Consider the following 14,425-nt stretch of genomic DNA (forward strand, 5'->3'; position numbering starts at 1 on the left):
CTTGGTTGAACAGGTGGCGCGCAGACTCCGTACGAACATACGAAGCCTGAAGTCATGCGGAACCGTGGAATTTGCCACCCCGGCTTCCCGTTAGCATGGACATCCGCACCGATCAAGGCCATTTGGGGAAGGTGTCATGACTGCCAACGTCGACGGAGTGCCCGGTAAATTCGCGACACTCGGGCTGACCTACGACGACGTGCTGCTGCTGCCGGGTGCATCCGAGGTGCTCCCCAATGCGGTCGACACCTCGTCCCGCATTTCCCGCAACGTCCGGGTGAACATCCCCCTCCTGTCCGCCGCCATGGACAAGGTCACCGAGTCGCGCATGGCGATCGCGATGGCCCGCCTGGGCGGAGTCGGTGTACTGCACCGCAACCTCTCCGTCGAGGACCAGGTCAACCAGGTCGACCTGGTGAAGCGGTCCGAGTCCGGGATGGTCACCGACCCGATCACGGTGCACCCCGAGGCCACGCTCGCCGAGGCGGACGCGCTGTGCGCCAAGTTCCGCATCAGCGGCGTTCCGGTCACCGACCCGGCCGGCAAGCTGCTCGGCATCGTCACCAACCGTGACATGGCCTTCGAGAGCGACCGCAGCCGTCAGGTGCGCGAGGTCATGACCCCGATGCCGCTGGTCACCGGCAAGGTGGGCATCTCCGGCGTCGAGGCCATGGAGCTGCTGCGCAAGCACAAGATCGAGAAGCTTCCGCTGGTCGACGAGGCGGGCCTCCTCAAGGGCCTCATCACCGTCAAGGACTTCGTCAAGGCGGAGAAGTACCCGAACGCCGCCAAGGACTCCGAGGGCCGCCTGCTCGTCGGTGCCGCCGTGGGCGCCAGCCCCGAGGCCCTGGAGCGCGCCCAGGCACTCGCCGAGGCGGGTGTGGACTTCCTGGTCGTGGACACCTCGCACGGTCACAACAGCAACGCCCTGAGCTGGATGTCGAAGATCAAGTCGAGCGTGTCGGTCGACGTGATCGGCGGCAACGTCGCCACGCGCGACGGCGCGCAGGCGCTCATCGACGCCGGTGTCGACGGAATCAAGGTCGGTGTGGGCCCCGGTTCCATCTGCACGACCCGCGTGGTCGCCGGCATCGGCGTCCCGCAGGTCACCGCCATCTACGAAGCCTCCCTCGCCGCCCGCCCGGCGGGCGTCCCGCTGATCGGCGACGGTGGCCTGCAGTACTCCGGCGACATCGGCAAGGCGCTCGCCGCCGGCGCCGACACCGTCATGCTGGGCAGCCTGCTCGCGGGCTGCGAGGAGTCGCCGGGCGAGCTGCTCTTCATCAACGGCAAGCAGTTCAAGTCCTACCGCGGCATGGGCTCGCTGGGTGCCATGCAGTCCCGCGGCCAGGGCAGGTCGTACTCGAAGGACCGCTACTTCCAGGCGGAGGTCGCCTCCGACGACAAGCTCGTGCCCGAGGGCGTCGAGGGCCAGGTGCCCTACCGCGGGCCGCTGGCCAACGTCCTGCACCAGCTCGTCGGCGGCCTGCGCCAGACCATGGGCTATGTGGGCGCGGCCACCATCGAGGAGATGGAGTCCAAGGGCCGCTTCGTGCGGATCACCTCGGCGGGCCTGAAGGAGAGCCACCCGCACGACATCCAGATGACGGTCGAGGCGCCGAACTACAGCCGTAAGTAGTCACGGGTCTTCGGTCAGGGCGGCCTCGGGATGCTCCGGGGCCGCCCTTGTCGTGCCCGTCGGCGATACTGGAAGACGCTGAAACGCATCAGGGAAAGGCCACAGACGTGACTGAGATCGAGATCGGGCGCGGCAAGCGCGGCCGCCGGGCGTACGCCTTCGACGACATCGCCGTCGTCCCGAGCCGTCGTACGCGGGACCCGAAGGAGGTCTCGATCGCCTGGCAGATCGACGCCTACCGCTTCGAGCTGCCCTTCCTGGCCGCCCCCATGGACTCCGTCGTCTCGCCGGCCACCGCGATCCGCATCGGCGAGCTCGGCGGCCTCGGCGTGCTGAACCTCGAAGGCCTGTGGACGCGCTACGAGGACCCGCAGCCGCTGCTCGACGAGATCACCGAGCTGGACGCCGACGCGGCGACCCGGCGCCTCCAGGAGATCTACTCCGCCCCCATCAAGGAGGAGCTGATCGGCGCGCGCATCAAGGAGGTGCGCGACTCCGGCGTGGTCACCGCCGCCGCGCTCTCCCCGCAGCGCACGGCCCAGTTCTCCAAGGCCGTCGTGGACGCGGGCGTGGACATCTTCGTCATCCGCGGTACGACGGTCTCGGCGGAGCACGTCTCCGGCGCGCACGAGCCGCTGAACCTGAAGCAGTTCATCTACGAGCTCGACGTCCCGGTCATCGTCGGCGGCTGCGCCACGTACACGGCGGCGCTGCACCTGATGCGCACGGGCGCCGCGGGTGTGCTGGTCGGCTTCGGCGGCGGCGCGGCGCACACCACGCGCAACGTGCTCGGCATCCAGGTCCCCATGGCCACCGCGGTGGCGGACGTGGCCGCGGCCCGCCGCGACTACATGGACGAGTCCGGCGGCCGGTACGTGCACGTCATCGCCGACGGTGGCGTCGGCTGGTCCGGCGACCTCCCGAAGGCGATCGCCTGCGGCGCCGACGCCGTGATGATGGGCTCCCCGCTCGCCCGCGCGACCGACGCGCCGGGCAAGGGCCACCACTGGGGCATGGAGGCCGTCAACGAGGAGCTGCCGCGCGGCAAGAAGGTCGACCTCGGCACGGTCGGCACGATCGAGGAGGTCCTGACGGGCCCGTCGCACACCCCCGACGGCTCCATGAACCTCTTCGGCGCGCTGCGGCGGGCGATGGCCACGACCGGCTACAGCGAGCTGAAGGAGTTCCAGCGGGTCGAGGTCACGGTGGCCGACTCGCAGCACAAGCGGTAGGTCTTACGGCGGTTGAGGGGTCGGTTGCCTGGTGGGTGACCGGCCCCTTTTGTGTGCCTGGGCGCGGGGGAGCGGGGTGGGGGGGCGTGGTTGCGTTTGGGGTGGATGTGGGCTGGTCGGCTGGGGCGTAGGGGATAACGTCCGTGTTGGCGCCCCAGTCTTCTGGAGCGCCCCCTTCCAAGGATTTGGTTCCGGACCCCGCTCCTCGGGGCCCGGCCCGATTTCCAACGGACCGCCTACCGGGTCAATGGGCGGCGTCGTGGAAGGGGGCGCCCATGGGACGTCACCGCAAGCCCACCCGCTGGGACCGGATCCGTCTGTGGATGGTGAAGTGCCGGAGGAGGTGGATCTTGCGGATTTTTGGATGGTGAGCGGCCGCCCCCAAGTGGACTAGGGGCGGACACCCGTTCACCAGCCAGGAGCCTCTGCGGTACTGCATTACCCGCTGCGGTGGGCTCCACCTGTCTCCAAAGTACCGGCGTGGAATGCCCCACGCCACCAACCCCGGAGGCTCGCGTATCTCACGCGCCCCCCTTCACAACCGATGCGCCACCCCCGTAGGCGTAGCCCCCCGCGTGTCCAGCAACAGCTGCGCCTTCACCGACAGCCCCTGGAGGTCGTACACCCGGTGCTGCTGGAGCAGGATCGTCAGGTCCGCGTCGGCGGCCGCCTCGTACAGGGAGTCCGCGCGCGGGACCGGGCGGTCCAGGATGTTCCAGGACGGGATGTGCGGGTCGTGGTAGCTGACGGAGGCGCCGAGGCTCATCAGGCGGACGGCGATCTCCTCGGCCGGGGTGGACTGCTGGTCGGCGAGGTCGGGCTTGTAGGTGACGCCGAGGAGGAGGACGCGGGCCCCGCGCGCGGACTTGCCGTGCTCGTTGAGGAGGGTCGCGGCGCGCTGGACGACGTAGCGGGGCATCTGGCTGTTGACCTGCTGGGCCAGTTCGACCATGCGCAGGGAGCGGCCGGTGCGGCCGGTCAGGTCCTGGGGGGCGGCGTGGCCGCCGACGCCGGGGCCGGGGCGGAAGGCCTGGAAGCCGAAGGGCTTTGTCTCCGCGCAGCGGACGACGTCCCAGAAGTCGACGCCCAACTCATGGCACAGGACGGCCATTTCGTTGACGAGGGCGATGTTGACGTGCCGGAAGTTCGTCTCCAGGAGCTGCACTGTTTCCGCTTCTCGCGGTCCACGCGCGCGTACGACCTTGTCGGTGAGCCGTGAGTAGAACGCGGCGGCCGACTCGGTGCACGCGGGGGTGAGGCCGCCGATCACCTTGGGGGTGTTGGCGGGGGTGAAGTCGCGGTTGCCGGGGTCGACCCGGCTGGGGGAGTAGGCGAGGTGGAAGTCGCGGCCCGCGCGCAGGCCCGAGACCTCTTCGAGCAGGGGGCGCAGGAAGTCCTCGGTGGTGCCCGGGGGGACCGGTGACTCCAGGATGACCGTGGTGTGCGGGCGCATGCGGCCGGCCAGGGTGCGGGCCGCCGACTCCACCTGGGTGAGGTCGAGGCCGCCGTCCGCGCTGCGTGGGGTGGGCGCGCAGATGACCGCGGTGCGTACGCGGCCGAGTTCCGTCGGGCTGGTGGCGTGCCGGAAGCCCGCGGCGAGCATGCGGCGCAGTTCGGCGGGGCTGAGGGAGCCGGGTTCGGGGCCGGTGCGGTAGCCGAGCGTGGGGATGCCGGCGGCCACGGCTGCCTGGGCCAGGGGCAGGCCGTACGGGCCGAGTCCGATGACGGCGAGATCTGCGGGCATGGCGTGGGCCGTCCTTCCCAGTAACCGAAGCGGGACAGGTGCGCAAGCCCTGTGGACAGGATGGGCGAGCGCAATGTCAGACTAGGAGTAAATATGACCGAAATACGGGATTGATTCCTTGTGTCTTCCTTGGGAGTTAGCCGGGCGCTGTCCTGTGGATCTGTGGTGGTTGTCCACAGGCTGGGGGCGAGTGGTGGCTGAAGTCGGGCAAGCCGGTCAGAATTTGGGCATGGGGGATACGACCGGGCTTCGCCCCTCGGGTGCGGCCGGGACGACCTACAGCGGGAGGCAGCGGTGAGGACAGCGACACTCGGGCCGGCGCAGCGCGCCGAGTCTCTGGCATCAATGGCCGAGCGCGAGCTGGACGTACTGGTCGTGGGCGCCGGCGTGGTCGGTGCGGGCACCGCCCTCGACGCGGCGACCCGCGGCCTGTCCACCGGCCTGGTCGAGGCACGTGACTGGGCGTCGGGCACGTCGAGCAGGTCCAGCAAGCTGATCCACGGCGGCCTGCGCTATCTGGAGATGCTCGACTTCGCGCTCGTCCGGGAGGCGCTCAAGGAACGCGGACTGCTGCTGGAGCGGCTCGCGCCCCATCTGGTGAAGCCGGTGCCCTTCCTGTACCCGCTCCAGCACAAGGGCTGGGAGCGCCTGTACGCCGGTTCGGGCGTCGCGCTCTACGACGCCATGTCGATGGCCCGCGGCCACGGACGAGGCCTGCCCGTCCACCGCCACCTGAGCCGCCGTCACGCCCTGCGTGTCGCCCCCGCCTTGAAGAAGGAAGCGCTGGTCGGCGCGCTCCAGTACTACGACGCCCAGATGGACGACGCCCGGTACGTCGCCACCCTCGTCCGCACCGCCGCCGCCTACGGCGCCAAGGTCGCCAACCGCGCGCGGGTGACCGGATTCCTGCGCGAGGGCGAGCGGGTGGTCGGCGCGCGCGTGCAGGACGTCGAGGGCGGTGGGGAGTACGAGGTCCGCGCCAAGCAGGTCGTCAACGCGACCGGGGTGTGGACCGACGACACCCAGGCCATGGTGGGCGAGCGGGGGCAGTTCCACGTACGGGCGTCCAAGGGCATCCATCTGGTCGTACCCAAGGACCGGATCCACTCCCTGACCGGGCTGATCCTGCGCACCGAGAAGTCCGTGCTGTTCGTCATCCCCTGGGGGCGGCACTGGATCATCGGCACCACCGACACCGACTGGGACCTCGACAAGGCCCACCCGGCCGCGTCCAGCGCGGACATCGACTACCTGCTGGAGCATGTGAACTCCGTGCTCGCGGTGCCGCTCACCCGCGACGACGTCCAGGGCGTGTACGCCGGGCTGCGGCCGCTGCTGGCCGGCGAGTCGGACGCCACCAGCAAGCTGTCGCGCGAGCACACCGTGGCCCATCCGGTGCCCGGACTCGTCGTGGTGGCGGGCGGCAAGTACACGACGTACCGGGTCATGGCCAAGGACGCGGTGGACGAGGCGGTGCACGGGCTCGACGTGCGGGTGGCCGAGTGCGTGACCGAGGACGTTCCGCTGCTGGGTGCCGAGGGCTACCGGGCGCTGTGGAACGCGCGGGCGCGGATCGCGGCCCGCACCGGCCTCCATGTGGTGCGGGTGGAGCACCTGTTGAACCGGTACGGCTCGCTGGCCGAGGAGGTCCTCGACCTGGTCGCCGCCGACCCGTCGCTGGGCGAGCCGCTGCGGGCCGCCGAGGACTATCTGCGCGCCGAGGTGGTGTACGCCGCCTCGCACGAGGGCGCACGGCACCTGGACGACGTGCTGACCCGGCGCACTCGTATCTCCATCGAGACCTTCGACCGCGGCACGCTCAGCGCCCGCGAGGCGGCCGAGCTGATGGCGCCCGTGCTGGGCTGGGACAAGGACCAGATCGAGCGCGAGGTCGAGCACTACGACAAGCGGGTGGAGGCCGAGCGGGAGTCGCAGCGGCAGCCGGACGATCTGACGGCGGATGCGGCGCGGCTGGGGGCGCCGGACATCGTTCCGCTCTAGCCCCGCGCTGCGGTTTGTCACTCGAACGGGTGTAGTGAGCCGGGATCTTCGTTCGATGCCGGGTCGTTCTAAGAAGTGCGAGGGCAGAACTCGGCGGAGAGCAGGTCCCGTTCGAGGCCGGGGTCGGCCAGCGCGTCCGTGTTCACCCGGAAGGTGAGGACACGGCGTCCGTCGACGGTGGCCGCGGTGCGCACGTAGCTGCCGGAGATACGGCCGTTGTGCCCCCACACCGTGGTGCCGCACGGCAGCTTCACCGGAAACAGCCCCATGCCGTACGTGCCGTGTGCGGCCCGGGTGTCGAGCATCTCGTGCAGCCAGTGCGGGGGCAGCAGCTCACCGCCGAGCAGGGCCGCGTAGAAGCGGTCCAGGTCGGCGAGCGTGGACACCAGCTCACCCGCGGCGCCGGCCACCCGCGGGTCGAGCTCGGTGACGTCGGTTCCGTCGGAGGCGTGGGCGCGGCCGTGCGGAGAGGGGAGAGAGGTGCGCGAACCGGGGAAGGAGGTGCCGGTCAGCCGCAGGGGAGTGATGATGCGCCGCTCGGCCTCGGTGGCGTACGAGCGGCCGGTGACCTGCTCGACGACCAGACCGAGCAGGACGTAGTTGGTGTTGGAGTAGGCGAAGCCGCTACGGCGGTACGGGGGGTGGGTGAGTGCGATGCGCAGGGCCTGACGAGGGGTGACGGGAACCGTGCCGCCGGTGTCCGCGGTGTAGTCGTGCAGTCCGCTGGTGTGGGTGAGCAGGGCACGCAGGGTCAGCGCGCGCCCGTCGTTTCCCGCTCCGCGCACCAGGCCGGGCAGGTGCTGCTCCACGGTGTCGGACAGTTTCAGCCGGTGTTCGGCGGCCAGTTGGAGGACGACCGTCGCGATGAAGGTCTTGGTGATGCTGCCGGCGCGGAAGTGGTCGGTGCGGGCGATGCCCTGGCCGGCCTGCTGGTAGCGGGTGCCGGTCTCCTCGTCGGCGAGCAGCGCCGCGGCGGGCGCGCCGCCCCGGGTGACCAGCAGCGGGAGGACGGCGTCCGTTGCGGGGGCGGTCGGGGCCGAGGAGGCGGCCGGGGTGAGGCCGAGAAGGGCCAGGGCCACAGGAACGGCCAGTAGGCTCCGAAGCGGCGGCATCGCGGGTCCTCCCTCCCTTGTCGCGGCTCATCATGCAGGGTGGTGGAACGCGTGGTTCACCTGGGGTCGGACGGAGGCGGGCGGCTCCGAGGACCCGCACCTCAGCCCCACCGCGTGTGTCCGGAATCCGGACTTCCGAGGGTCCGATGGCCGGTATGTCCCGAGGGGCACCCTGGGCGTCGGGCACTTGTCGGGTGAGAGACAATGGAGGCTCTGTCAGGGCGGGTTGCATGAGGGGACGCATGTCGGAGGCGGAGCGGGCGGGGGCATCCCGTCAGGACAACAGCGCACGTCTCCTCGCCGGGCGGTACCGGCTGGGAGACGTACTGGGCCGCGGCGGCATGGGCACGGTGTGGCGCGCCGAGGACGAGACCCTGGGCCGGACGGTCGCCGTCAAGGAACTCCGGTTCCCGGGGAACATCGACGACGAGGAGAAGCGCCGGCTGATCACGCGGACGCTGCGCGAGGCCAAGGCCATCGCGCGGATCCGCAACAACAGCGCGGTGACCGTCTTCGACGTGGTCGACGAGGACGACCGGCCGTGGATCGTGATGGAGCTCGTCGAGGGCAAGTCGCTCGCCGAGGTCATCCGGGAGGACGGCCTGCTGGAGCCGAAGCGTGCGGCGGAGGTCGGGCTCGCGGTCCTCGACGTGCTGCGGTCGGCCCACCGCGAGGGCATTCTGCACCGTGACGTGAAGCCGTCCAACGTGCTGATCTCCGAGGACGGCCGGGTCGTGCTCACCGACTTCGGCATCGCCCAGGTCGAGGGCGATCCGTCCATCACCTCGACCGGCATGCTCGTCGGCGCGCCCTCCTACATCTCCCCGGAGCGGGCCCGCGGGCACAAGCCGGGCCCGGCGGCCGACCTGTGGTCGCTCGGCGGACTGCTGTACGCGTCGGTCGAGGGTGTGCCGCCGTACGACAAGGGCTCCGCCATCGCGACGCTCACCGCGGTGATGACCGAGCCGCTGGAGGAGCCGAAGAACGCCGGTCCGCTCAAGGACGTGATCTACGGGCTGCTCACCAAGGACCCGGCCAAGCGGCTCGACGACGCCGGTGCGCGTTCGATGCTGACCGGCGTCATCCACGCGCCCGAGCCCAAGGCGGCCGAGCGGGAGCCGGCGCTGGACGCGACGAGGGTCGTGCCGTTGCCCGCGCAGCCCGACGAGCCCGCCGGCGAGCGGCTGCGGGGAGCGTTGCGTTCGGTGCGGAAGGCCGCCGTGGCGGCCGGGGCCTCGGCCGCGGCTCGCGCCAAGTCCGGGAGTGAGACGGCCGTTTCGGGGTCGGACTCGGGTGCCGGGACTGCCTCGGCCGCCGAGCCGGCGGCTTCGACCGGTTCCGCCGGTGACGCCGGGCAGCGCGGCAACGCGCAGGGCGGTGGGCGCAGTTCGGGGTGGCCCGTGGTGCCGCCGCCGGACCTGCCGCCGCGGTCCGTGCCGCGGGCGCCGCTCACCGATGTCGTGCCGCGGCGGACGCTGCTGATCATCGCGGTGGTCGTGGCGCTCGCCGTGATCGGCGTGGTGCTGGCGGTCGCGCTCAGCGGGGACGGAGACGGGTCCAAGGGATCCGCGAGCGGTACCGGCACCAAGGCCTCGGCCGGCGCGAGTGCCGACACCAAGCAGGACGAGAGCGGTGGCGCGCACACGGACGGTGAGGCGTCCGCCTCGGCCTCCGCGTCCGGCGACGCCACGGCCGGGTCGACGCCGAGTGCAAGCTCCGGCGAGTCCCAGGGCAGCGGCGCGGGTTCGGACGGCTCCGCCGGGAACAAGGCCCCGGTGGCGTCGACGCACCAGGGCAACCAGGGCTACTCCATCGGTCTGCCCAAGGGCTGGAAGTACCAGTCCACGAGTGCCGCGGGCGACCGGTTCACCGGGCCGAACGGGCAGAAGCTGCTCATCGGCTGGACGACCACGCCCCAGGACGACCCCGTCGCGGACTGGGAGAACCAGGAGCGCTACATGGAGCGTTCCCAGTACCAGAGGATCCGAATAGAGGCGGTGGACTACCGCGGCTGGAACACGGCCGACTGGGAGTTCACCTACGTGGAGAGCGGCACCAAGTACCGCAGCATCGACCGAGGGGCCGTGGTGAACGAGCATCTCGGGTACGGGCTCATGTACACGGCGAAAGCCGCCAATTGGGGCACCGAGCTGCGCAAGGACACATGGCGGACACTGACGAAGTCCTTCAAGTCGAAGTAGTGAACCGCGGCCGGGAGCGAGGGTCACGGTTTGGGGCCCGAGATCTGGCATCCCCTCTTTGCACGTTGCCTCCGGCACGTATCGTGAGTGCTTGCGGACCGTACGCAGCCGGATGAGCATCTACAACGGGACGCAAAGCGAGCGGATTTGACCAACCGGGCGGCCGGGGGAGGCATCGTGGACGACTATGCGGGTCGGGTGCTCGCCGACCGCTACCGCCTGCCGCTGCCGCCGTCCGACGAGTACGAACTCACCGAGACCCGCGCCTTCGACACCTACAGCGGACAGGAAGTCCTGGTCCGGCAGGTGCCGTTGCCGGAGGTCGTCGAGGCGGAGGTGCTCGACGCGGAGGGGCTGCCCGACGGTTTCACCGCGCGTGACCGCGGCGCGGCGCGGCGGCCCGCACCGCGCGGCAGCACCCGGCGGCCCAGCGACCCGGCCGTGCGGCGCGCGGTCGAGGCCGCGCAGGCGGCGGCCCGGGTACCCGACCATCCCCGGCTCGACCAGGTCTTCGACGTGTTCGCCGACGGCGGTTCGCTGTGGATCGTCAGCGAGTTGGTGGCCGCGCGCCCGCTGGCGGCACTCCTCGCGGAGAAGCCGCTGACGCCGTACCGGGCGGCCGAGGTCGCCTCCGACGTGCTGATGGCGCTGCGGGTGCTGCACGCCCACGGGTGGGTGCACCGGAACATCACCGCCCGCACCGTGCTCGTCTGCGACGACGGACGGGTGATGCTGACCGGCCTCGCGGTCGGGGCGGCGGAAGAGGCGCTGTGCGGGTACGACCCGGTGCCTGCGCCCGAGGACGACGGGGACGCGGGCCTCGGCGGGCCCGGCGGAGGGGCGAGCGGGTCCGGGGGCGGGCCGAGCGGGTCCGTCTCCATCGACGCCGATCCCGAGGCCGCCCGGCGCGCCGCGATCGAGGCGCGGGAGGCCGGAGGACTGCCCCCGGTCACCGGAGGAGCCGCCGCGCCCGCGCCCAGGGCCGTGGAGAGCGGCGGGGACATCCGGGCCGCGCGGGCGGGTGCGATCGCCGCGTACCGGGCGGGCGCGCGTGCAGCGGCCCGCGTACAGGAGGCGCAGCAGGGCGGCCGGCCGGCCCTGCCCGGAGCCCGTCCCGCCTCCGAGCCCCAGGCACCGGGGGCGCCTCAGCCGCCGTACACCACCGGCAACGGCGTGCAGCATCCGCCGGGCGCCACCACCGTGCCGCCGGGCCAGATAGCCGACCCCTACGGGGTTCGCACCACCTCCTGGCACGGAGCGGCCCCTCGCGGCACGGGCTCCGGCCAGGGCGGCGCAGCCCCCGCCCCTGCCATCGGTGCCGGTCCCGCGCCGTCATCCCCCCTGCTCGCCCCGGCCGGAGACGTCGGCGCTCAGGACGGGCATGGTCGTGCGCCCCTTCCCTCCGGTGGGAACGGCGCCCCGGGTCCCAGTGGCTGGGACGGTCAGGACGCCGGTGTGCCGGCGCGTCGGGGGCCCGCCACCGCGCTGGCCGCCGAGCGGGCGCGGCAGGCGCGGATGGCCGTAGTCGGGCCGGTGACCGAGCGGTGGGCGCCGGAGCAGGCCGGACCCGTGCACGAGAACTGGCAGTTGGCCGCGCCCATCGGCCCCGCCACCGACCTGTGGGCGCTCGGGGCCCTGCTGTTCCGCGCCGTTCAGGGGCATGCGCCGTACCCAGAGGAGTCGACCGCCGAGCTGGTGCAGCTGGTGTGCGCGGAGCCGCCCGCGTTCGCGGAGGAGTGCGGGCCGCTCAGGCCGGTCGTCGAGTCGCTGTTGCGGCAGGACCCCACCGAGCGCCTCGACTTCGAGGAACTGCGGGGCTGGCTGCGCTCGTTGGTGCGTTCCGCGCCCGAGCCGGAGGCGGGCGCGCACGTCGTCGCCGCGCCGCCCGCCGACACCAGCCGGCTGCCCGTCGTACGCCGCCGCGGCGAGCTGGTGCGCAGGCGGCGCGCCGGGCTGCCCGCGCACCACGGCCGGCACAAGCGGGCCCGGCAGGAGGCGCGTTCGCCACGCCGACTGGGCCGCACGCTGCTTCTGCTGGTCCTGCTGCTGATGGCCACGGCAATTGCCTACGCCATGCTCTTCATGCCCAAGGCCGAGTCCGGCGGGAGGGACGACACCGACCGCACCGGCGCCACGGGTGAGGTCGGCCGGCCCCCGCAGGCCAGCAGCGAGCCCCGGCCCGACCAGACGTCACCGGCCGGGCAGGACAAGCCGACCGAGTCCGCGTCAGCGGCCTCGACCGAGACTCGGACCACCGGCCCTGACGTCGCCGACGGCTTCACCCTGCGCACGGACGACGAGGGTTTCCGGGTCGCCGTCGCCAGCGGCTGGGACCGCACCCCCGAGAACGGCCGCGGTCAAGTGGTCTACTCGCACGGCGACTTCGAGCTGATCGTCGTACCGGGCCGGGACACCGCCGACGAGTACGGCAGCGACCCGATGGCGTACCAGCGCGAGGACGAGCCCGAGCTCCAGCCGTACCGCGACTCCAGCTGGGCCACCTCCACCGGCCTCAAGACGATCCAGGTCGGCGGGCGGACCATGGCCGAGGGGCAGTTCACCTGGACCGACGACGAGGGGCGGGAGCGTTTCGTGCGCAATCTCGCGATGCTCGTCGACGGGCGGTACCACGTGGTGCAGGTACGCGGCCCGGAGGCGGAACGGGACGAGGTGACCCGGCTGTTCGAGCAGGCGTCGGCCACCTATCAGGTGACCGGCTGAGTCGGCTCCCCAACTGCACGTGACGGGGCGGCAACGGTTCCCTGACCGGCGCGGAAGCGACAACCGTCACAGTGCTGTCTCTGTGCCGCCCTGCCAGTTCCCTGCACGTGATCCGGTCCTTAACCTGACCCTGTCAAGAACATTGCGGGGCAACGTGAATCAGATGCAGGGCCGGCTCGTCGCGGGGCGCTATCGGCTCGCCGACGCCATCGGGAGCGGCGGTATGGGCCGCGTTTGGCGTGCCCACGACGAAGTGCTGCATCGGGCCGTCGCGATCAAGGAGTTGACCGCCGCGCTCTATGTGTCCGAGAGCGAGCAGGAACTGCTGCTCGCCCGCACCCGGGCCGAGGCGCGCGCCGCCGCGCGGATCAACCACTCCGCCGTCGTCACCGTGCACGACGTCCTCGACCACGACGCCCGCCCGTGGATCGTGATGGAGCTGGTCGAGGGCCATTCGCTGGCGGACGAGGTCAAGGAGCGGGGCCGCGTCGAACCGCGCGAGGCCGCCCGGATCGGCCTGTGGGTGCTGCGCGCGCTGCGGGCCGCGCACACCGCCGGTGTCCTGCACCGCGACGTGAAGCCCGGCAACGTCCTCCTCGGCAACGACGGCCGTGTCCTGCTCACCGACTTCGGCATCGCGCAGATCGAGGGCGACACCACCATCACGCGCACCGGCGAGGTCGTCGGTTCCGTCGACTACCTCGCCCCCGAGCGGATCCGCGGCCACGACCCGGGCCCGGCCTCCGACCTGTGGGCGCTCGGCGCCACGCTGTACACGGCGGTGGAGGGCAGGTCGCCGTTCCGCCGCACCTCCCCGCTGTCGACGATGCAGGCGGTCGTGGAGGAGGAGGCGGCCCAGCCCGCGTACGCCGGTCCGCTCGGCCCCGTCATCGCCGCACTCCTGCACAAGGATCCCGCCGGACGCCCCGACGCGCTCGCCGCCGAGCAGATGCTCGCGGAGGCGGCCGAGGGACGGCGGCCGGACACGGCGCAGGCGTACGTGCCGACGCGGCACGGGTCGTACGGACATCAGGAGCTCCACGAGCAGCCGCGGACCGGTCTCACCAGGCCGCACCAGGCCGCCGTCACCCAGGTCGGCCCGTCCGCCGCGCCTCCGAAACGGCGGCACCGTCTGCGTACGGCCGTCCTCGTCGTCGCCCTTGCCGCGGTCATCGGTGCGGGAGTCGCGGTCGCGCTGCAGCAGTTCGGCACGGGCAACCCCGGCGAATCCACCTCTGTGTCGCCGCCTCCGAGCGCCAAGCCCACGCCGAGCGACGAAGGCGGTCAGGGGGTGGTTCCCGCCGGCTGGGAGCGGCGCAAGGACCCGGTGGGCTTCAGCATCTCCCTGCCCAAGGGGTGGAAGCGGTCCGTCTCCATCGATCAGGACGGCCTCCGGCAGATCGACTACTCGCCCGACAAGGGCAAGCACATCGTGCGGGTCGCCGTCGACACCGCGCCGGACTTCAGCACCTCGTACGAGCACATGAGCAACCTGGAAGAGCGGATCTCACGGCTGCGGGACTACCAGCAGCTGAGCCTCAAGGAGGAGCTGTTCCGCGACGAGCCGGGCGCCCGCTGGGAGTACACGTGGAACGCGCTGGCCAAGGACGGGCCGCACTACTTCGCGGGGCCCTACCGTGCGATCGACGTCGGGTACATGGACAGTGACGGCACCGAGTACGCCATCTACGCGGCTTCACCGGCCGGCGACTGGGCCACCACCAGTAAGCAGTTCGACTGGATCCTGCGGGGCTTCCAGGAGGGTTGACCGAGAA

The 14,425-nt window shown here is 71.7% G+C and carries 8 protein-coding genes; 6 read left to right on the forward strand and 2 right to left on the reverse strand.

Going from position 1 to position 14,425, the window contains the following annotated elements:
- The first annotated feature begins 136 nt into the window (after positions 1 to 136).
- Both guaB and AB0Q90_RS23830 read left to right on the forward strand, forming a co-directional pair.
- On the forward strand, positions 137 to 1,639 hold the full coding sequence (guaB, locus tag AB0Q90_RS23825) for an IMP dehydrogenase (RefSeq protein WP_363159121.1): 1,503 nt from the start codon (positions 137 to 139) through the stop codon (positions 1,637 to 1,639).
- Between the two features lie 107 nt (positions 1,640 to 1,746).
- Entirely contained in the window at positions 1,747 to 2,871 is a 1,125-nt protein-coding gene (locus AB0Q90_RS23830) for a GuaB3 family IMP dehydrogenase-related protein (RefSeq protein ID WP_363159120.1), read from the forward strand.
- Positions 2,872 to 3,406: 535 nt separating this feature from the next.
- Here the strand turns inward: AB0Q90_RS23830 and AB0Q90_RS23835 are convergent.
- On the reverse strand, positions 3,407 to 4,615 hold the full coding sequence (locus tag AB0Q90_RS23835; RefSeq protein WP_363159119.1) for a nucleotide sugar dehydrogenase: 1,209 nt from the start codon (positions 4,613 to 4,615) through the stop codon (positions 3,407 to 3,409).
- A 294-nt stretch (positions 4,616 to 4,909) separates the two neighbouring features.
- Between AB0Q90_RS23835 and AB0Q90_RS23840 the strand changes: the two genes are divergently transcribed.
- Complete coding sequence (locus tag AB0Q90_RS23840) at positions 4,910 to 6,616, forward strand: glycerol-3-phosphate dehydrogenase/oxidase (RefSeq protein WP_363159118.1); 1,707 nt, start codon at positions 4,910 to 4,912, stop codon at positions 6,614 to 6,616.
- Between the two features lie 68 nt (positions 6,617 to 6,684).
- Here the strand turns inward: AB0Q90_RS23840 and AB0Q90_RS23845 are convergent, their stop codons facing one another.
- Positions 6,685 to 7,728, reverse strand: a complete 1,044-nt coding sequence (locus tag AB0Q90_RS23845; RefSeq protein WP_363159117.1) for a serine hydrolase domain-containing protein — start codon at positions 7,726 to 7,728, stop codon at positions 6,685 to 6,687.
- A 242-nt stretch (positions 7,729 to 7,970) separates the two neighbouring features.
- Between AB0Q90_RS23845 and AB0Q90_RS23850 the strand changes: the two genes are divergently transcribed.
- The 3 genes from AB0Q90_RS23850 to AB0Q90_RS23860 all read left to right on the forward strand — a co-directional run bounded on the left by AB0Q90_RS23850 (position 7,971) and on the right by AB0Q90_RS23860 (position 14,418).
- A complete protein-coding gene (locus AB0Q90_RS23850) occupies positions 7,971 to 9,929 on the forward strand; it encodes a serine/threonine-protein kinase (protein ID WP_363159427.1) in 1,959 nt (652 codons plus the stop codon).
- Positions 9,930 to 10,106: 177 nt separating this feature from the next.
- The gene (locus tag AB0Q90_RS23855; protein WP_363159116.1) at positions 10,107 to 12,650 is read left to right on the forward strand and encodes a protein kinase; all 2,544 of its coding nucleotides are present in this window, start codon (positions 10,107 to 10,109) and stop codon (positions 12,648 to 12,650) included.
- A gap of 163 nt (positions 12,651 to 12,813) precedes the next feature.
- Positions 12,814 to 14,418: a serine/threonine-protein kinase gene (locus AB0Q90_RS23860; protein WP_363159426.1), complete on the forward strand. Its 1,605-nt coding sequence runs from the start codon at positions 12,814 to 12,816 to the stop codon at positions 14,416 to 14,418.
- Positions 14,419 to 14,425 lie beyond the last annotated feature (7 nt).

This window comes from Streptomyces sp. NPDC079141, assembly GCF_040686775.1.
In the GTDB taxonomy this organism is placed as follows: Bacteria; Actinomycetota; Actinomycetes; order Streptomycetales; family Streptomycetaceae; genus Streptomyces.